Annotated in this window: 18 protein-coding genes; 8 read left to right on the forward strand and 10 right to left on the reverse strand. The window is 75.4% G+C overall.

What is annotated here, in order from left to right; genetic code table 11:
• Positions 1 to 37: 37 nt before the first annotated feature.
• A complete protein-coding gene (locus GOBS_RS23780; RefSeq protein WP_012950810.1) occupies positions 38 to 298 on the forward strand; it encodes an HPr family phosphocarrier protein in 261 nt (86 codons plus the stop codon).
• A 105-nt stretch (positions 299 to 403) separates the two neighbouring features.
• Here the strand turns inward: GOBS_RS23780 and GOBS_RS23785 are convergent, their stop codons facing one another.
• The 5 genes from GOBS_RS23785 to pdhA all read right to left on the reverse strand — a co-directional run bounded on the left by GOBS_RS23785 (position 404) and on the right by pdhA (position 5,790).
• A complete protein-coding gene (locus tag GOBS_RS23785; RefSeq protein ID WP_012950811.1) occupies positions 404 to 871 on the reverse strand; it encodes an SRPBCC family protein in 468 nt (155 codons plus the stop codon).
• Positions 872 to 951: 80 nt separating this feature from the next.
• Positions 952 to 2,121 carry an AGE family epimerase/isomerase gene (locus GOBS_RS23790; RefSeq protein ID WP_208104347.1) on the reverse strand — a complete coding sequence of 390 codons (1,170 nt, stop codon included), beginning with the start codon at positions 2,119 to 2,121 and terminating at the stop codon, positions 952 to 954.
• A gap of 91 nt (positions 2,122 to 2,212) precedes the next feature.
• The gene (locus GOBS_RS23795; RefSeq protein ID WP_012950813.1) at positions 2,213 to 3,670 is read right to left on the reverse strand and encodes a dihydrolipoamide acetyltransferase family protein; all 1,458 of its coding nucleotides are present in this window, start codon (positions 3,668 to 3,670) and stop codon (positions 2,213 to 2,215) included.
• Positions 3,671 to 3,673: 3 nt separating this feature from the next.
• On the reverse strand, positions 3,674 to 4,654 hold the full coding sequence (locus GOBS_RS23800) for an alpha-ketoacid dehydrogenase subunit beta (RefSeq protein ID WP_012950814.1): 981 nt from the start codon (positions 4,652 to 4,654) through the stop codon (positions 3,674 to 3,676).
• The gene (gene pdhA / locus GOBS_RS23805) at positions 4,651 to 5,790 is read right to left on the reverse strand and encodes a pyruvate dehydrogenase (acetyl-transferring) E1 component subunit alpha (protein ID WP_243697592.1); all 1,140 of its coding nucleotides are present in this window, start codon (positions 5,788 to 5,790) and stop codon (positions 4,651 to 4,653) included. The genes GOBS_RS23800 and pdhA overlap by 4 nt, the downstream gene beginning before the upstream one ends.
• A gap of 219 nt (positions 5,791 to 6,009) precedes the next feature.
• Between pdhA and GOBS_RS23810 the strand changes: the two genes are divergently transcribed.
• Complete coding sequence (locus GOBS_RS23810) at positions 6,010 to 6,477, forward strand: Lrp/AsnC family transcriptional regulator (RefSeq protein WP_012950816.1); 468 nt, start codon at positions 6,010 to 6,012, stop codon at positions 6,475 to 6,477.
• Here GOBS_RS23810 and GOBS_RS23815 read toward each other — a convergent pair.
• A complete protein-coding gene (locus GOBS_RS23815) occupies positions 6,460 to 6,750 on the reverse strand; it encodes a DUF3253 domain-containing protein (protein WP_012950817.1) in 291 nt (96 codons plus the stop codon). The two genes, GOBS_RS23810 and GOBS_RS23815, sit on opposite strands and share 18 nt — an antisense overlap.
• A 213-nt stretch (positions 6,751 to 6,963) precedes the next feature.
• Between GOBS_RS23815 and GOBS_RS23820 the strand changes: the two genes are divergently transcribed.
• Positions 6,964 to 7,506 carry a hypothetical protein gene (locus tag GOBS_RS23820; protein WP_012950818.1) on the forward strand — a complete coding sequence of 181 codons (543 nt, stop codon included), beginning with the start codon at positions 6,964 to 6,966 and terminating at the stop codon, positions 7,504 to 7,506.
• A gap of 91 nt (positions 7,507 to 7,597) precedes the next feature.
• Positions 7,598 to 8,116: a hypothetical protein gene (locus GOBS_RS23825; protein WP_012950819.1), complete on the forward strand. Its 519-nt coding sequence runs from the start codon at positions 7,598 to 7,600 to the stop codon at positions 8,114 to 8,116.
• A 205-nt stretch (positions 8,117 to 8,321) separates the two neighbouring features.
• Here the strand turns inward: GOBS_RS23825 and GOBS_RS23830 are convergent, their stop codons facing one another.
• Both GOBS_RS23830 and GOBS_RS23835 read right to left on the reverse strand, forming a co-directional pair.
• Complete coding sequence (locus GOBS_RS23830; protein WP_012950820.1) at positions 8,322 to 9,647, reverse strand: serine hydrolase domain-containing protein; 1,326 nt, start codon at positions 9,645 to 9,647, stop codon at positions 8,322 to 8,324.
• 26 nt (positions 9,648 to 9,673) lie between these two features.
• The gene (locus GOBS_RS23835) at positions 9,674 to 10,009 is read right to left on the reverse strand and encodes a DUF3817 domain-containing protein (RefSeq protein WP_012950821.1); all 336 of its coding nucleotides are present in this window, start codon (positions 10,007 to 10,009) and stop codon (positions 9,674 to 9,676) included.
• 224 nt (positions 10,010 to 10,233) lie between these two features.
• Here GOBS_RS23835 and GOBS_RS23840 point away from each other — a divergent pair, with 224 nt between their 5' ends.
• The gene (locus tag GOBS_RS23840) at positions 10,234 to 10,635 is read left to right on the forward strand and encodes a hypothetical protein (RefSeq protein ID WP_049788493.1); all 402 of its coding nucleotides are present in this window, start codon (positions 10,234 to 10,236) and stop codon (positions 10,633 to 10,635) included.
• Positions 10,636 to 10,704: 69 nt separating this feature from the next.
• Here the strand turns inward: GOBS_RS23840 and GOBS_RS23845 are convergent, their stop codons facing one another.
• Entirely contained in the window at positions 10,705 to 11,757 is a 1,053-nt protein-coding gene (locus GOBS_RS23845; RefSeq protein WP_012950822.1) for a C40 family peptidase, read from the reverse strand.
• Between the two features lie 364 nt (positions 11,758 to 12,121).
• On the opposite strand from GOBS_RS23845, the gene GOBS_RS23850 reads away from it, so the two are divergent.
• The 3 genes from GOBS_RS23850 (at position 12,122) to GOBS_RS23860 (ending at position 14,809) form a co-directional block, all read left to right on the forward strand.
• Positions 12,122 to 12,331 (forward strand): hypothetical protein, encoded by a 210-nt coding sequence (locus GOBS_RS23850; RefSeq protein ID WP_012950823.1) that lies wholly within the window; start codon positions 12,122 to 12,124, stop codon positions 12,329 to 12,331.
• A gap of 58 nt (positions 12,332 to 12,389) precedes the next feature.
• The gene (locus GOBS_RS23855) at positions 12,390 to 13,943 is read left to right on the forward strand and encodes a phytoene desaturase family protein (protein WP_012950824.1); all 1,554 of its coding nucleotides are present in this window, start codon (positions 12,390 to 12,392) and stop codon (positions 13,941 to 13,943) included.
• Positions 13,944 to 14,011: 68 nt separating this feature from the next.
• On the forward strand, positions 14,012 to 14,809 hold the full coding sequence (locus tag GOBS_RS23860) for a YhjD/YihY/BrkB family envelope integrity protein (protein WP_279432663.1): 798 nt from the start codon (positions 14,012 to 14,014) through the stop codon (positions 14,807 to 14,809).
• On the opposite strand, the gene GOBS_RS23865 is transcribed toward GOBS_RS23860, so the two are convergent.
• Positions 14,770 to 17,214: a transglycosylase domain-containing protein gene (locus GOBS_RS23865; RefSeq protein WP_012950826.1), complete on the reverse strand. Its 2,445-nt coding sequence runs from the start codon at positions 17,212 to 17,214 to the stop codon at positions 14,770 to 14,772. The genes GOBS_RS23860 and GOBS_RS23865 overlap by 40 nt on opposite strands.
• Positions 17,215 to 17,287 lie beyond the last annotated feature (73 nt).

The following is a 17,287-nucleotide window of genomic DNA, read 5'->3' on the forward strand; positions in this document are numbered from 1 at the left end:
GCCGACCGTCCGTCTCCGAAGCGAGGGAGAAACCCCCATGCCCAGTCAGACCGTCACCGTCGGCTCCCGGGTCGGGCTGCACGCCCGACCGGCGGCCCTGATCGCCGAGGCCGTCGGCAAGGCCGGGGTACCGGTCACGCTGGCCACGCCCGGGGGCAACGCGGTGGACGCCGGGTCGCCGCTGATGATCATGACGCTCGGCGCGAAGCAGGGGACGGAGGTCGTCGTCAGCAGCGACGACCCCGCCGTCCTCGAGCAGATCGCGGGCCTGGTCGCCCAGGACCTCGACGCCGAGTAGCGGCGAGCCGCCACAGACGACGGCGCCCGTCCCCTGCAGAAGGGGGCGGGCGCCGTCCTGGTGTGGAGCCCTGCCGGCGGTGCTCGCCGTCCGGCAGGGGTCCGCCTACTGCTGGTCCGGCCGCGGGACGTCGCCGCGCCAGGCGCCGGTCTCGGTGCCGCGGCTCTCGATGAACTCCTTGAACCGCTTGGCGTCCGCCTTGACCTGCCGGTCGTCGAAGCCCAGCACCGCGCCGGCCTTCTCGACGATGCCGTGCGGCTCCCAGTCGATCTGGATCATCACCCGGGTCTTGTCGTCGGCGAGGCGGTGGAAGGTGACCACCCCGGCGTGCTTGGCGTCGCCGCCGGTGCTGGTCCAGGCCACCCGCTCCTCGGGGTGCTGCTCGGTGATCTCCGCGTCGAACTCCCGCTTGACGCCGTCGATGTTGGTCACCCAGTGGGTGCGCGTCTCGTCGATCTGGGTGATCCGCTCGACCCCGCCCATGAACTGCGGGAAGGACTCGAACTGCGTCCACTGGTCGTAGGCGACCCGGATCGGGACGTCGACGTCGACGGATTCCTGCACGCTGGCCACGCTGGCCTCCTCTGCTCGGGGTCCTCGGATGGAGTCGCTCTACCCGGCGTCCCCGCACAGGACACCTGCCTCGCCCCGGGTCACCGCAGCGCGGCCGCCACGCTCCCGCGCACCGGGCGGCCGGACAGCAGCAGCACCTGCGCGAGGTGGTAGGCGTCGGGCTGGCCCACCCAGGTGTCCGTGGCGACCGCACCCTCGGGTGTCAGTTCGTGGTGCCAGCTGCCGGTCGCCGGGTCGGCGAAGCGGGCCTCGCCGTGCGCCCACCAGTGGTCGGCGAGCGAGCGGTAGGCGGCGTCGCCGGTGACGGTCGCGAGCGCCCGCCCCGCGGCGACCGCCTCGCACAGCACCCAGTGCATGCGCTGCCCGACCACCGGCCGGTCGTCCCAGTCCAGCGTGTACGGAAAGCCGGCGTGCCCGTCGGCGGCCCAGCCGCGCGAGGCCGCCGCGGTGAAGAGGCCCGTGGCGTCCTCGAGCAGCCAGGCGGGCGGGTCGGGGGTCACCGCGCGGGCGTGCAGGGCGAGCCGGGCCCACTCGAACTGGTGCCCGACCGTGACGCCGTACGGGCGGAAGGGGTGGGCCGGCTCGTCGCGGTTGTGGTCCGGCAGCGGCTGCCACTCGGCGGTGAAGTGCTCGGGCAGCCGCCAGTCCCGCTCCCGCGCCCAACCGTGCACCACCCGCTCGACGGTGCGCAGCGCCTGCGCCCGCAACCGCGCCGCGCGCGGGTCGCCGTCCCCGAGGGCGTCGGCTGCGGCGAGGGAGGCCTCGACGCCGTGCATGTTGGCGTTGGCGCCGCGGTAGTCCGACAGCGCCGCCCAGCCGGCGTCCCACTCCTCCACCGCCAGGCCCTCGGCGTCGTCCCAGAACCGGGTCTGCCAGACGTCGAGCGCCTCGTCGAGCAGCTCGCGCCCGCCCGGTGCGCCGGCGGCGGCGGCCGTGGCCCCGGCCAGGACGACGAAGGCGTGCACGTACGCGGCCTTGGTGTCGTCGGCCGTCGAGGCGTACCAGCCGCCGCGCGCACCGTCGTGCAGCGGCCCGGCGGCCAGCGCCTCCACCCCGCGCCGGACCAGTTCGTTCCAGCCGCTCCGACCGGTGAGCTGCGCCAGGCCGAAGACGTGCGTCATGCGGGCGACGATCCAGGTCTCCTGACCGCGGTCGGGGAGCACCCGCCCGTCGGCGCCGAGGTAGCCGAAGCCGCCCTCCGGCAGCCAGGAGCGGGCCGCGAAGTCCAGCAGCCGGTCGAGGTCGGTCACGTCCACGCTCCCCTCGCGACGATCATGGCGTCGCGCCCACATCCTGAACCGGATCGGTGGTCACGGCGCCATGATCGTCGGCGGCGGAGGCTCAGAACGCCAGCGCCGTACCGGGGTCGGCGAGCAGCGCGCCGACGTCGGCGAGGAACCGGCTGCCCAGCTCCCCGTCGATGATCCGGTGGTCGAACGACAGCGCCAGCTGGGTCACCTGCCGGGGCCTGACCTTCCCCTTGTGCACCCAGGGCATCTCGCGGATCGCCCCGAAGGCCAGGATCGCCGACTCGCCGGGGTTGAGGATCGGCGTCCCGGTGTCGACGCCGAAGACCCCGACGTTGGTGATGGTCATCGTGCCGCCGGTCATGTCCTCCGGCGCGGTCCGCCCGGCCCGCGCCGTCTCCGTGAGCTGCGCGAGCGCGCCGGCCAGCTCGGCCAGCGACAGCCGGCCGGCGTCCTTGACGTTGGGGACGACGAGCCCGCGCGGGGTGGCCGCGGCGATGCCGAGGTTGACCTGCCCGTGGACGACGATCTCCTGCGCCGCCTCGTCCCAGGAGCTGTTGACCATCGGGTGTCTCGCGGCGGCCAGCAGCAGCGCCTTGGCGACGAAGAGCAGCGGGCTGACCTTGACGCCCGCGAACTCCGGCCGCGCGGCGATCCGCGACCGCAGCTTGACCATCCGCGTGACGTCGACGGTGAGGAACTCGGTGACGTGCGGGGCGGTGAACGCGCTGGCCACCATCGCCGCGGCGGTGTGCTTGCGCACCCCCTTGACGGGGATCCGCTGCTCCCCCGCCGTCGCGGCGGCGGGAGCCGGCCGCAGTTCGGTCACCGACGCCGGGGCCCCGGCCGCCTGCTGCACGTCGGCCCGGGTGATCACCCCGCCGTCCCCGCTGCCGGTGAGCGCGGTCAGGTCGACGCCGAGGTCCTTGGCCAGCTTGCGCACCGGCGGCTTGGCCAGCGGCCGGGGCCGGCGCCGCCCCGCCTCGGCCGCGCGGGAGGGCGCGGCCTCGACCGACGCGGCGTGCGCCTCCGCCTGGCGGCCCACCTCGAGGCCGCCGTGCCGCACCGGCTTGGTGGTCACGTCCGGCGCGGTGGCCAGCAGCGGCGGGCGCTGGGAGACGCCGGCCGCCGGGGAGTGGCCGGCGTCCGCGGGGACGGCCGCCCGGCGCGGACGGCGGCGGGCCTCCGTCGTCCGCGGCCCGTAGCCGACGAGCACCGCCGTCCGCCCGCCGGGCGCCGCACCGCCGATCAGCCCGGCGGCCGGTTCAGCGGCGCCGTCGCCCGCGCCGTCCCCCGCTGCGTCCGGCCCGCCGACGTCGATGGTGATGATCGGTGTCCCGACGTCCACGGTGTCCCCGGCCTCGTGCAGCAGCGCGGTGACGGTCCCCGCGTACGGCGAGGGCAGCTCGACGGCGGCCTTCGCCGTCTCCACCTCGCACAGCGGCTGGTTGACGGTGACCGTGTCGCCCACGGCGACCAGCCACTGCAGGATCTCCCCCTCGGTCAGCCCCTCGCCGACGTCGGGCAGCCTGAACTGCTTGAGCGTCCCCATCGGTCAGAACCCCATCACGCGGTCGACGGTGTCGAGCACCCGGTCGAGGTCGGGGAGGTACTCCTCCTCGAGCTTCGACGGCGGGTAGGGCGTGTCGTAGCCACCCACCCGCAGCACGGGCGCCTCCAGCGAGTGGAAGCACTGCTCGGTGACCCGCGTGGCGATCTCCGCGCCCAGGCCGAGGGTCACCGGCGCCTCGTGGACCACGACGCAGCGCCCGGTGCGCCGCACCGAGTCGAACACGGGGTCGAGGTCCAGCGGGCTGATCGCCCGCAGGTCGACGACCTCCAGCGAGCGGCCCTCCTCCGCGGCCGCCTCGGCCGCCTGCAGCGCCGTCTTCACCATCGGGCCGTAGGCCAGCACGGTGACGTCGTCGCCGCCGCGGACCACGCGGGAGGCGAACAGCGGGTCGGGCGTGGCCGCGGTGTCGACCTCGGCCTTGTCCCAGTACCGGCGCTTGGGCTCGAGGAAGACGATCGGGTCGGGGTGGGCGATCGCCTGCTGGATGCCCCAGTAGGCGTCGACCGGGTTGCTGACGGCGACCACCTTAAGCCCCGGCGTGTGCGCGAAGTAGGCCTCGGGGCTCTCGCTGTGGTGCTCGACCGCGCCGATGCCCCCGCCGAACGGGATCCGGATGACGACCGGCATGGCCAGCCGGCCGCGCGAGCGGGCGTGGATCTTGGCGACCTGGGTGACGATCTGGTTGTAGGCGGGGAAGACGAACCCGTCGAACTGGATCTCGCAGACCGGCCGGTAGCCGCGCATGGCCAGCCCGACGGCGGTGCCGAGGATGCCGGCCTCGGCCAGCGGGGTGTCGACGACGCGGTCCTCGCCGAAGTCCTTCTGCAGGCCGTCGGTGATGCGGAAGACCCCGCCGAGGCGGCCGATGTCCTCCCCCATGAGCACGACCTTGGCGTCGTCCTCCATGGCCCGGCGCAGGCCGAGGTTGAGCGCCTTGCCGATGGTCAGCGTCTCGGTGCTCACGACTCGGCTCCTCCCTCGAAGCTCGCCTGGTAGGCCTCGAACTCCGCCTGCTGCGCGGCCAGGTGCGGCGTCTGCTCGGCGTAGACCTGGTCGAACATCGCCGTCCCCGGCGGATCGGGCATCTCGGTCGTGCCGCGGCGGATGCGCGCCGCGAGCTCGTCGGCCTCGGCCTCCACGGCGGCGAAGAAGTCGGCGTCGGCGACGCCGGAGCGCGACAGGTACGCCTTGACCCGGGCGATCGGGTCGCGCAGCTTCCACTCCTCGAGCTCGCTGGCCAGCCGGTAGCGGGTCGGGTCGTCGGAGGTGGTGTGCGCGCCCATCCGGTAGGTGAACGCCTCGACGAAGGTCGGGCCCTGGCCCTCCCGCGCGGCGGCGAGCGCCGCCCGCGTCACCGCCAGGACGGCGAGGACGTCGTTGCCGTCGACGCGGACGCCGGGGAAGCCGAAGCCCGCGGCGCGCTGGTACAGCGGCACCCGGGACTGCCGCTCCAGCGGGACGCTGATCGCGTACTGGTTGTTCTGGCAGAAGAAGACGACCGGCGCGGAGAAGCTGGCCGCCCAGATCATCGCCTCGTTGACCTCGCCCTGGCTGGTCGCGCCGTCGCCGAGGAAGGCCAGCACGGCGGTCTCGGCGCCGTCCCGCTGGACGCCCATGGCGTAGCCGGTGGCGTGCAGGGTCTGGGCGCCGATGACGACGGTGTAGAGGTTGAACGCGGTGGCGACCGGGTCCCAGCCGCCGTTGTCGACGCCGCGGAACAGGCTCATGACGTGCAGCGGGTCGACCCCGCGGGTCCAGGCCACGCCGTGCTCGCGGTAGGTGGGGAAGGCCATGTCTCCGGGCTGCAGCGCGCGGCCGGCGCCGACCTGGGCGGCCTCCTGGCCGAGCAGCGAGGCCCAGATGCCCAGCTCGCCCTGGCGCTGCAGGGCGGTGGCCTCGACGTCCCACCGGCGGACCAGCACCAGGTCGCGGTAGAGGTCGCGCAGCCCCTCGGCGTCGAGGTCGAGGGAGTACTGCGGGTGCTCGACCCGCTCGCCCTCAGGGGTGAGCAGCTGCACCAGGTCGGGTTGCCGGGGCAGGTGCGGCGCCCCCGCCCCCGGTACCGGGTCGACCACCTCGGTGGCACTGGACACGCTCACGTGCTCCTCCTCGCCGTCGGCCGCCGCTGCCGGGGTCGCCGGCTCGAAGCGCGCGGTGTGGACGTCCCGTGGCGCCCGGGTGTGGCACCACTCACACATCGTGGCACGACGCGGCCGCTCGTGGAGCAGACACCTCCCCATCGATCTGCGCAAGATCCCTCGGACGGATTGCGCACGATGACCCGTCGACGGGGTGGTCGGCCTGTCAGACTGAGCGGTGTGCCGGCCATCGACGCCACCGACGCCCGCCTGCTGCAGGCCCTGGGCGAGGACCCGCGCGCGACGGTGATGGCGCTGTCGCAGCGGCTCGGGCTCGCGCGCAACACCGTGCAGGCGCGGCTGGCCCGGCTGGAGTCCAGCGGCGCGCTGGCGCCCTTCGACCACCGCGTCCGCCCCGAGGCGCTGGGCTACCGGCTCGGCGCGTACGTGACCGTGCAGGTGGTGCAGCGCAGCCTGGCCGACGTGGGCGAGGCGCTCGGGCAGATCCCCGAGGTGCTCGAGGTGACCGCGCTCTCGGGCGTCGCCGACCTGCTGGTGCAGGTGGTCGCCGTCGACGCGGACGACCTTTGGCGGATCACCGAGCGGGTGCTGGCCATCCCCGGCGTCCAGCGCACCGACACCGCGCTGGCGCTGCGCCGGCTGGTCGACCACCGCATGGGGCCGCTGCTGTCACGGGCCGCCGAGTGAGGACCCCCCTGCAGGGGGACCTCCATGACGTCGGCGCACCCGCACCGGGCCGCGCGCGGTGGCGACGTCGACGACCTCGCCGCGCTGGGTGACCTCCACCCGACCGGCCGCGGCCAGCCGCCCGGCCGCCGCGCGGGCCGCCGGCACGAGCCCCCGCCAGCCCTGCGGGTCGACCGCGCGGGCGGCCTCCGAGGGGCAGATCGTCGCGCCGGCCCGCCGGTCGTCGAGCAGCGCGCCGATCGCCCGCTCGAGCCGCGCGTCGACGTCGTCCACGCCGCCCAGGGTGGGCGGTGTGCCGCCGCTGCGCCACGGGACTCGGCTCCCGGCCGCCGACCCCGTGCTGCACCGCGAGGACGGCGACCGTCCGGCGAGGTCGGCGAGCCGTCGGTCCGCGCCGGACCGTCCACGCCGGAGCGGGTCACGCCGTCCACGGACGCTCGCGGCACGCTCCCGGCGCGGGGACGCCGGTCGCGGGATGCTGGGCGGGTGCGCCGCTGGACGACCGGGCTGCTCGCCGGCCTGCTGCTCGTGCTCGCCGGCTGGGTGCTGGCCCCGGCCGCCTCGGCGTGCGGCTGCACCGGGGGGACGACGTCCGAGCAGGCCCTGCGCGCCGACGCGGTGTTCTCCGGGCGGCTGGTCGGCCGCGAGGTGATCGGCGGGACCGCCCTGCACGTCTTCGCCGTCGACACCGTCTACACGGGCGCGGTGTCCGCCCGCCAGGGCGTGCTGTCGCCCGCGTCCGGCGCATCGTGCGGCCTGGAGCTCACCGGGGAGGGGCCGTTCCTCGTGTTCGCCGGCCGCGAGGACGGCCGGCTGGCCGCCGACCTGTGCGGCGGGACGACGACGTGGACCCCCGAGGCCGCGGCGGAGGTGCAGATGCTGACCGGCGCGAGCGCTCCCGAGGCCGGGGCGGCCGGTACCGAGCTGCCCGGGGGCCTGTCCGGCACGACCCTGGAGGCGGCGGTCGCCGTCCTGCTCGTGGCGGTGTTCGCAGGCGGGCTGCTCCTCCGGCGGCGGGCGGCCGGGTAGGCCAGGCGACGCTTGGTCGCCGTGTTCCTGTGCCCCCGGTGCCGCGCTGAGCAGGGTGTACCCCGTCGGACCACCGGGGTAGACCGGGCGGATGGCGAAGCGCACCCCGCTGGGGACCATCGGCAAGGGACGACGCGGCATCAGCGTGGCGGGCTGGGCGCTGCGCGGCGCGGCGGCCGGCGCGGCAGGCAGCACCGCGCTCAACGCCGTCACCTACCTCGACATGACCGTCCGCGGCCGCCCGACGAGCTCCACCCCCGAGCAGACCGTCGAGAAGCTGGCTGAGAAGGCGCACGTGCCGATCCCGGGCGAGGGCGAGACGCGGTGGAACCGCATCCAGGGGCTGGGCCCGATCACCGGGCTGGTCGCCGGCGTGGGGGTCGGGGTCGTCGTCGGGCTGGTGCGCGCGGCCGGCTACCGGTCGCAGCCACTGGTCGGCACGCTGCTGACCACGCTGGGCGTGCTGGTCGTCGCCAACGGGCCGATGACCGTCCTCGGCGTCACCGACCCGCGCACCTGGTCGGCGACCGACTGGGCCAGCGACATCGTCCCGCACCTGGCCTACGGCGCGGTCGTCAAGACGACGATGGACGCCTTCGACCGCCTCTGATGCCACACCGAGGGCGACGAACCCGTGGTGATCAGCCGCCGATGGCCACGCGTTCGTCGCACCCGCCGCCCGGCAGACTGCGGGGCGAGCGCGACTACGGCGAGCAGTACTCCGCGGGGCTCCCCCCCGGCGACCTGACGAGAAGACCGGCGATCTCGCACCCGCACCCGTGCGAGACCGCCGATCCCGCCGGGAAGGCCCGGGATCAGGCCCGCCAGCCACCCTCGTCGACGCCGCCGGGCACCGGGGCGTCGGGGTCGTAGGGCGTGCGGGTGAAGATGAAGGTGCCCAGGTCCAGGTGGTCGTCGGCGATGCGCAGCGGCTCGCCGGCGTAGTAGCCGTCCAGGCCGACCCACGTGCCGTCGTCCCGCCGGGCGAAGCGGCTGGCCCGCCCGGCGCGACCGGGCAGCGGACCGAGGTGCAGCAGGCCGCCCGCCAGCGCCCGCAGCGCGTGCGGTCCGGGGCCCCAGAACCAGATGCCGAGGGCCTCCAGCGGGACCGGCGGCGGTGCGGGCACCCACTGCTCGACCACGCGCGGCTCGGCGGTGCGCAAGTCGGCGAGCAGACCGGGGACGAGCGGGTCCAGGCCGGCGGTGGTGTTGGCCAGCGAGACGGCGCCGATCCCCTCCTCGCGGTCGACGAGGACGCCGGCCAGGAAGCCGGGCATCGAGCCGCCGTGGCCGGTCAGCGTGCGCCCGTCGACGCGCATCACCTGCAGGCCCAGCCCGTACGCCGACCAGCCCGGCGCCGAGGCGTCCACGCCCGCCGGCACGGCCATCTCCTCCAGCGTCGCGGGGTCGAGGACGTCGCCTGTGTCACCGAGCAGGAAGGCAGCGAAGCGGCCGAGGTCGGCCAGCGTCGCCCACAGCTGCCCGGCGGCGGCCATGACACCCGCGTCGTGCTCGGGCTCGGGCAGCACGACGTCGGCCCACGGGTGCACCGCGTGCCCCTCGGCGGCGGGGGCGACCGGGCGGGGCGTCGTCCGGGTCATGCCCAGCGGCTCGAGGACCTCGGTGCGGACGACGTCCTCCCACGGGCGCCCGCGCAGCCGGGCCACCAGCTCGCCGAGCAGGCCGAAGCCGAGGTTGGAGTAGTGGAACCGGCGCGCCGCCCCGAGGACGACGTGCTCCTCACCCAGGCCGAGGTCCTCCAGCGGGCCGCCGGGCGCCCGCTCCCACCACGCGCCCGGGCTCTCCGCGGCGGCACCGGCGACGTGGGCGAGCAGCTGGCCCACGGTGCGGTCGCCGAGCGGGGTGCCGGGCACGTGCCGGTCGAGCGGGTCGTCGAGGTGCACCCGCCCCTCGTCGCGCAGCCGCAGGACGGCGACCGCGGTGACCGTCTTGCTGATCGAGCCCAGCCGGTACTGGACGTCGGTGTGCGGTCCGGGGACGTCGCCGCGGCCGGCGGACCAGGCCAGCCCGCCGTCCCGGACGACGCCGGCGACCAGGCTCGGCGCCCGGCCGTCGCGCTGGACCCGGGCGGTGCGGGCGAGCAGCAGTCGGGCGGTGGACGGCAGGACGGCGTCGGGCACGGGCCCAGACGCTAGCGAGCCGTGAATCAGGAGGTGGGTGCCGCCTCGGGCACGGGCAGCCGGCCGGTGCGGGTGGCCCAGCGGTCGAACCACAGGGTGGCCAGCGGGGGCACCGACGCGGCGAGGGCGAGCAGGGTGGGAACCGCGTTCCAGCGCAGCACCCGGGCGGCCACGACCGCGACCACCACGTAGGCGATGAAGACGCCGCCGTGGATCGGGCCGAAGATCTGCACCCCGCGCTCGGAGGTCGCCAGCACGTACTTCACGAACATCCCGGCCAGCAGCCCCACCCAGGAGCACGCCTCGGCGAGGGCGACGGCACGGAAGGCGAGGGCGACGGCGCGCGGGGTCACGCGCCCCATGGTCCCCGACGCCGGGGCGGGCCGACCGCGACGGTCGGGGTGACCCGCGCCACCCGTCGTACCCCCGTGGCAGGGTCGGGGCCCGTGCGGGGTCTGGCGCGGCGCGAGTTCTGCCTGGTGCTGCTGCACCGGATGGCCGACCTGCGCCCGGACCTGGTGGCCGAGGCGCTCCCCCGGCTGGGCGCCACCCGCGCGGAGGCGCACACGGCGCACACCCGCTGGCAGTGGAAGGACCCCGTCCCCCTCCCGCCTCGCAAGCTCGGCGCGAGCCTCCGGACGGGGCCGACGGACCGCCCGAGGAGACCGCGGACCGCCGCTTCGGCGACCTGGACCTGGAGGTGCGCCGCTGGCCGGTGCCGCTCTGGCCGCACCTGTACTGGGAGGTGCTCACCGGCCCGGGCGGCAGCGTGCTGCAGGAGCACCTGGTGCGGGCGCCGGGCTCGCCCGTGCCGCGGGCCACGCCGGGCCGGCTGCTGGTGTGGGAGCACACCCTGGACGACGTGGTCGGCCTGCGCGGGGCGCGGAGCGTGGACCCCGGCGTGGTCATCCGCTGGGAGGTGCACCTGCCCGGCGACGTCCGCACCCGCTTCGTCTGGGGCCTGCTCCAGGCCGTCGACCGGCCGTGATCATCGGTGAGTGGCGCCCGCGGTCGTCGCGTCGGCCAGCCACCTGCCGATGATCACGGCGGATCCCCTTCAGTTCGCGATGCGGTTGAACTTCGGCGTCGCGCCCATGTTGTCGACACCGGCGACCTTGACGACGTCGCCGGACGTCGGGGCGTGCACCATCTGCCCGTTGCCCAGGTAGATGCCGATGTGGCTGACCGGGCTGTAGAAGGCCACCAGGTCACCGGGGCGCGCGTCGGCCCGCGAGACCGGCGTCCCCATCGAGGACTGCATGCGGCTGGAGTGAGGCAGGTTGATCCCGGCCGCCTGGAAGGCGTACTGCACCAGGCCGGAGCAGTCGAAGGAGTTCGGGCCGCCCGCGGCCCACACGTAGGGCTTGCCGCGCTGGGCCAGCGCGCGGTCGACGACCGCCTGGATCGAACCGCTGGTGGCCACCACGGGGGCCGAGGACGCCGCGGCCGGCTCCTCCCGCCCGGTGCGGCTGGCCCGGCCGCCCTCGCCGGCACCGTGCGCGGCCGCGGCAGCCTCGAGGGCAGCCCGACGCTCATCGGTGGACAACCGGGCGTAGTCGGCCTGGTACCCGGCGATCTGGGCCTGCAGGTCGGCCTGCTGCCGGGCGACCGCGTCGTACTGCTGCTGCGCCTCGGCGGCGGCCCGGTCGGCCACGACCTGCGCCTGCGTGGCCACCTCGCCGGCGGCGGCCGCCGCATCGAGCAGCTCGCCCTGGTGGCCGGCGACCGCCTGCAGCAGGGTCACCCGGTTGACGAACTCCTCTGCGGAGTCGCTGGTCATCAGGGCCTGGAAGGAGCCCATGGAATCGCCGGTGAAGGCGGTACGGGCGACGCCGACGACCGACTCGCGGGCCGTGGCGGCCGCCGCCTGCGCCTCGGTCACCGCCGCGGCCGCCGCCTGCGCCGCCGCCTGCTGGCCGGCCAGCATCTCGCGCGCCTCGTTGAAGTCCTCGGTGAGGACCTCCAGCTCGTGGCCGCGGGCGGCGACGAGGGCCGCGGCCTCCGCGGCGGTGGTCGGCTCCTCGGCGCCGGCGGGGGCCGGGGCGAACGCGAGACCGAGGGCGCCGACGAGGACCAGGGCGGCGCGGCGGGCGGTGCGAGGGGTCGCCATGGTGCGGCGGCACTCCGTTCATCCACGGCCGCCTACCGGGTCAGCTGACGGGTTCGGGCCGGACGAGCCCGGCGCACGCCGGCCGCGGTGCCGGCGCGCGCTCCACCCCAGTGGTTCGGTGGGTCCCCGGCCCTGCGCCCTCGGGGAGGAGGACGCCGGCTCGGCGGCATCCGCGGGGTGTCACCCAGGCTGGTGACGGAACGCCCCGGCGGATGTACAGAACGTAGGGGCCGTGACACCGCCATGACAATCACCCGCATGTGATTTCGTCGACTCTCGACTCGACCCCGCAGGTCAGCGGCGACGTGCGGGGCCGGTGTGACCGGTGGGGTTCACCGGCGGCGCAGCGGGGCACGCAGCGGTCATGGATCTCAAGCGACCCCTCGTCGTGCTGGCCCTCGTCGGCGCGCTGACCGGCTGCAGCAGCACGGGGACCGGGGGGAACACCGACCTGGACCGGGGCGAGGGCGAGTGCAACGCCGCCGAGGCCGGGTCGACCGACGAGGAGCTCTGCCAGGACACCGAGCAGGACAACGAGCAGCAGACCGACCAGGAGGACGACGGCGAGGGCTGACCGCGCACCGGCCCCGCGACGGACGGCCCTCCGGCAGCGCACCGGTTACGGTCCGCCGGTGGGAGCACGCAGGTACGACGCCGTGGTCGTGGGAGCCGGGCACAACGGGCTGGTGGCCGCGGCCTACCTGGCCCGCGCCGGGTGGTCGGTGCTGGTGCTCGAGCGGCTCGCCGAGGTCGGCGGCGCCGCGGTCAGCCGACAGGTCTTCCCCGGGGTCGACGTCCGACTGTCGGCCTACTCGTACCTGGTGAGCCTGCTGCCCGACCGGATCGTCGCCGACCTCGGGCTGCAGGTGATGCTGGCCGACCGCGCGGTCGCCTCCTACACTGCCGTCCCCGGCGGCCCGGGTCTGCTCGTCGAGCGCGAGGAGGGCCCGGCCACCGCCGCGTCCTTCCGGGCCCTCACCGGCTCCGACGCCGAGCTGGCGGCCTGGCAGCGGTTCTACGGCCGGGTCGCCACGCTCGCCGAGGACCTCGCGCCCACCCTCACCGAGCCGCTGCTGTCCCCCGCCGACCTGGCCGGCCGGCTGCGCGACCCGCAGCTGTGGCACGACCTGCGCGAGCGCCCGCTGGCCGACGTGGTCGCCGACGAGCTGTCGCACGACGTCGTCCGCGGGGTGGCGCTCACCGACGGGCTGATCGGCACGTACGCCGACGTCCACGCCGCCGACGGCCTGGCCGGGCGCTGCTTCCTCTACCACGTGGTCGGCAACGGCACCGGACGCTGGCGGGTACCAGTCGGCGGGATGGGCGCGGTCAGCGGCGCGATGGCCGCCGCGGCGCGCGGTGCGGGCGCCGAGCTGGTCCCCCGGGCCGAGGTGACGGCGGTCGAGCCGCGGGGCGACGGCGCCACCGTGCACTGGACCGACGACGACGGCACCGAGCGGGCGGTGGACACCGGGTGGGTGGTCGGTGGCACCGCCCCGGCGGTGCTCGAGCGGCTGCTCGGCGAGACGCCCCGCCCCTCCGCGGACGGCGCCCAGCTCAAGGTCAACATGGTGCTGGCGCGGCTGCCCCGGCTGCGCTCCGGTGTGGACCCGGCGGTCGCCTTCGCCGGCACCTGCCACGTCGACGAGGCGGCGTCCCAGCTCGACGCCGCCCACGCGCAGGCCGCCGCCGGCCGGCTGCCCGACGTCGTCCCCTTCGAGGTCTACTGCCACTCGCTGACGGACCCGACGGTGCTGGGCCCGGCCGAGCGGGACGCGGGCCGGCACACCCTCACCCTGTTCGGCCTGCACACCCCGGCGGCGCTGTTCCGCGACGACCCCGAGGGCAGCCGGGACGAGGCGGTGCGCCGGGTGGTGGCCCAGCTGGACGCGCACCTGGCCGAGCCGCTGCTGGACTGCCTGGCCCGCGACGCCGAGGGCCGGCCGTGCCTGCAGGCGGCCTCGCCGCTGGACGTCGAGGCGTCCCTGGCGATGCCGGGCGGGCACATCTTCCACGGCGACCTCTCCTGGCCGGTCGCCGAGACGCCGGACGGGGTCGGCACCTGGGGCGTGGCGACGGCGCACCCGCGGGTGGTCGCCGCCTCCTCGGGCGGCACCGTGCGCGGCGGGGCGGTCAGCGGCCTCGGCGGCTACGCGGCGGCCCGCTCCCTGCTGGACCGGCGCTGAGCCGGGCCTGGTCGGCGCGCCGGCTGCGCGCCGAGACGACGGCGCTGCTGCGCGGCGCCGGCGAGCAGCTGCGCGGCCGGGACGTCGCGCTGATCGCCGCCGGGCTGACCTTCTACGCCGGCATCGCCGTGGTGCCGCTGCTGCTGGTCGCCTTCTCGCTCACCGCGCTGCTCACCTCGGCCGAGCGGGTGCGTGAGCTGAGCGACCGGCTCGCCCAGCTGCTGCCGCCGGAGCTGGGCGCTCCCGGGGCGCTGCGGACGCTGGCCGAGGCCGGCACCGGCCTGGACCTGCTGGGCTTCGTCCTGGCACTGGTCCCGCTGTCGTTCTACGGCGAGGGGCTGCGCCGGGCGCTGCTGCGCTTCACCCCCCGCCAGGACCGGCTGACCGGCTGGCGCGGTCGGCTGCTGGCGCTGCCGCTGGTGCTGGCCACGCCGTTGCTGATGTACCCGCTGCTGCTGGCCGCGTCGGCGATGGTGGACCTCACCGAGCAGGGCAGCGCGCTGGGCACCGTCGCCGTCGGCTACTACTCGGTGCTGTTCGCACTGACCGTGCCGCTGCTGTGGGGTTTCGGCGTGGTCGCGGCCGGGGACCTGCGCTGGCCGGCACTGGTGTCCGGCGTGCTGTTCACCGCCGCCTGCCTGTCGGGCTTCCTGCAGGGCTTCGCGATCTTCCTGGCCCTGCCGCTGGCGCTGGGCGCGCCGTTCGGCGGGCTGACGGTGGTCGGCGCGGTCGTGGCGATCAGCCTGTGGCTGTTCCTGCTGCACCTGGTCGTGATCGCCGGCTGGCTGCTGACCCAGTCACTCGACGGCCGGCTGCGGCGAGGAGCTCAGTCGTCGTCCGGCGGGCCGGAGTCCGACCGGCCCTGACCGTCGCCCCAGTCCTGGCCCTCGTCCTGGCCATCGCCCTCGCCCGGGTCCTGTCCCTGGGCGGGCGCCTCCTGCGCCTGCTCGCGTTCGGGCTCGGGCGCCGGGGAGTCGGCCGGCGGCTCCGGGGCCTCCGGCTGCCGCTGGCGCTCCCACGACGGCTCGGGGTCCGGTTGCGGCCGTGGCTGGACGTAGTCCTCGCCGTTGCTGACCAGGATGGAGACGACCTGGCCCGGCACCGCCCGGCCGCCGCGCGGCGGGCTGGTGCCCAGGAAGGTGCCGGAGCGCCGGGCGCTGTCGGTCTCGACGGTCCGGTGCTCGAAGCCGGCCTCCTCGAGCGCCGCCCGGCAGGCCCGCACCGAGGTGCAGCCCGGCACCGGGCGGGTGTTGCCGTTCATCACGACCTCGTCGGCCGGCAGAAACTCCCCGCTGCCCCGCGCCTGCAGGATCGGTGCCATCGCGTCGCGCCAGACGGTGGCCGCCTTGCCGCCGCCGAACCCGCCGACGTTCTGCTTGCGCTTGGGGTTGAGCACCATGACGCTCGCGGCGATCTCCGGGGTGTACCCGACGAAGGCGATCGAGTCGTTGTCCTGCGACGTCCCGGTCTTGCCGGCGATCTGGTGGCCCGGCACGTACGCGCGGGTGCCGGTCGCGCCGGAGTTCCCCGGCTCGACGTCCTTGCGCAGCATCTGGTTGAGCGTGTTGGCCACGCCGGGCTTGATCGCCTCGGGGGTGCAGCGGTCGGCGATCGCCAACGGCTCGCCGTCCGGCCCGAGCGCGGGGTCGCCGTGCTGGTCGAGCACCGCGGTCACCGGGACGACGTCGCACTGGGTGCCACCGGCCGCCAGCGTCGAGTAGGCGCTGGCCAGGGCGAGCGGGCTGGTGGCCTCGGAGCCGAAGGTGAACGACCCCCGGTTCTCGTCGATGATCTGCTGCGGCAGCGCCGGGTCGCTGAACTGGAACAGCCCCATCCGCTCGGCCATCCGCACCGGCTCCTCGACGCTGCCGAGGGCGTCCTCGAGGGCCAGGAAGTAGGTGTTCGACGACTGGTAGAGCGCGGTGGTGAGGTCCAGCGTCGAGCGGAACGTGCCGGCGTTCTCGACGTCGTAGGGCCGGCTGCCGTCCCGGTAGACGCGGGACACGTAGGGGTCCGACGTCGTCAGCGTGTAGTAGCCGGAGTAGCCCCGGTCCAGGGCGGCCGCGGCGGTGAAGACCTTGTAGGTCGAGCCGGAGCCCTTGCTGGCGGCGAGGTTGAGGTTGAACGACTCCTGCGCGCGGTCGTTCCTGTCGTAGCCGAAGACCCGGTTGACGCTCATCGCCAGCAGGTGGCCGGTGCCCGGCTCGACGGCGGTGAACATGCCGGCCAGCGAGTTGCCCATGGCCAGCGTCTCCAGGACGGCGGCGTCCCCGGCGCGCTGCAGGTCGGCGTCCAGCGTGGTCTCTATGACGTAGCCGCCGTTGTCCAGCTCCTGCTGGGTCAGCCCCAGCTCCTGGATGAGGTAGCGCTGCACGAAGTCGCAGACGAAGGCTCCGACCGATGCCTGGGCGCAGCCGCGGGGCGGGGCCGGCGCGGGGGCGAGGCCCAGCGGTGCGGCCTGCGCCGCGGCGGCCTCCGCCTGACCGACCAGGCCCTGCTCGGCCATCCGGGAGAGGACCTCGTTGCGCCGCGTGGTGGCCGCCTCGGGGTCGGTGAACGGATCGTCCTCGGTCGGGCTCTGCGCCAGGCCGGCCAGCAGGGCGGCCTGCGGCAGGGTGAGGGCGGCGGCGTCGACGCCGAAGAAGGCCCGCGCGGCCGGCTGCACGCCGTAGGCGTTCTGCCCGAAGTAGACGATGTTGAGGTACCGGGTGAGCAGCTCGTCCTTGGAGTAGGTGTCCTCGAGGGCCAGCGCCAGCCGGGCCTCCCGCAGCTTGCGGCCGAGCGTCTGCTCGGTGGCCGCGCTGCGCTCCTCGGGGGTGTCCGCGGTCTGCAGCAGGGTCTGCTTGACCAGCTGCTGGGTGAGCGTGGACCCGCCTTCCTGGACGCCCCCCGCGGCGATGTTGGTCACCAGCGCCCGGGCCGTGCCCTGCACGTCGAGGCCGTGGTGGTCGTAGAAGCGGGCGTCCTCGATGGCGATCATCGCCTGCTTCATGACCTCGGCGATGCGGTCGCCGGTCACGGGGGCGCGGTTCTCCTCGTAGAAGGAGGTGATCACCTCGCCGTTGGCCGCCTTGAGCACCGTGTTCGCGGGCGGTGCGTCGACGGTGAGCTCGGTGGGCAGGTCACCGAGCAGGCTGGTCGACTGCTGGGCGGCCACCGCCGGCCCGCCGACCCAGGGGAAGAGGAGGCCCGCGACGAGGGCTCCGGCCACCACGACCGTGGCAGCGAGCTTGAGCACCGTCCTGACCCGTGCGTCCGAGCGCAGGTCCATGGGCCCCCTTCCGTGGAGTGTCACTGGAACAGGAATCGGCGTCGGCCACAACCACCCGCGCCGAGGGCATGAT

Source organism: Geodermatophilus obscurus DSM 43160, from assembly GCF_000025345.1.
GTDB lineage: Bacteria > Actinomycetota > Actinomycetes > Mycobacteriales > Geodermatophilaceae > Geodermatophilus > Geodermatophilus obscurus.

Bases quoted from the DNA above. Each gene is read 5' to 3' on its own strand.
- GOBS_RS23780 (WP_012950810.1), top strand. From the start codon at position 38: ATGCCCAGTCAGACCGTCACCGTCGGCTCCCGGGTCGGGCTGCACGCC.
- GOBS_RS23795 (WP_012950813.1), bottom strand. From the start codon at position 3,670: ATGGGGACGCTCAAGCAGTTCAGGCTGCCCGACGTCGGCGAGGGGCTG.
- GOBS_RS23825 (WP_012950819.1), top strand. From the start codon at position 7,598: ATGGCGAAGCGCACCCCGCTGGGGACCATCGGCAAGGGACGACGCGGC.
- GOBS_RS23835 (WP_012950821.1), bottom strand. From the start codon at position 10,009: ATGGGGCGCGTGACCCCGCGCGCCGTCGCCCTCGCCTTCCGTGCCGTC.
- GOBS_RS23845 (WP_012950822.1), bottom strand. From the start codon at position 11,757: ATGGCGACCCCTCGCACCGCCCGCCGCGCCGCCCTGGTCCTCGTCGGC.
- GOBS_RS23850 (WP_012950823.1), top strand. From the start codon at position 12,122: ATGGATCTCAAGCGACCCCTCGTCGTGCTGGCCCTCGTCGGCGCGCTG.
- GOBS_RS23865 (WP_012950826.1), bottom strand. From the start codon at position 17,214: ATGGACCTGCGCTCGGACGCACGGGTCAGGACGGTGCTCAAGCTCGCT.